A 406-nucleotide genomic window follows, 5' to 3' on the forward strand; every position below is an offset into this window, starting at 1 on the left:
GCAAGATGTCGGGAGAGCTTTTCGAAGGCGCATCCATGGACCTCGTCACCGTCAAAGGCCTGTCCAAACGCTATGGCGGCATCGTTGCGCTGAGCGATGCGACATTCAGCGCCCGCGCCGGCGAGGTGCATGCGCTGCTCGGCGAGAACGGCGCCGGCAAGAGCACCTTCATCCAGATCCTGTCGGGCGCGGTGCGGCACGATTGCGGCTCGATCCTGGTCGACGGCCAGGACTATCGCCCTGCCAATCCGGACGTGGCCCAGGCGCGTGGCATTGCCGCCGTCTTTCAGGAACTGTCGCTGATCCCCGACCTCAGCGTGGAACAGAATATCTGGTTCCGCCACGAGCCAAGGACGTTGCTGCGCACCGTCAACCGCGCCGAGATGCGCCGCAGGACGCTTGCCTT

At 64.8% G+C, this 406-nt stretch carries 1 protein-coding gene; it reads left to right on the forward strand.

Features of this window, described 5'->3' with window-relative positions; translation table 11 throughout:
* Window positions 1-35: 35 nt before the first annotated feature.
* The coding region (locus tag EN807_RS32860; protein WP_246684508.1) for an ATP-binding cassette domain-containing protein at window positions 36-406 on the forward strand (371 nt) is incomplete at its 3' end.

It is taken from the genome of Mesorhizobium sp. M5C.F.Ca.ET.164.01.1.1, from assembly GCF_004792125.1.
Lineage (GTDB): Bacteria > Pseudomonadota > Alphaproteobacteria > Rhizobiales > Rhizobiaceae > Mesorhizobium > Mesorhizobium wenxiniae.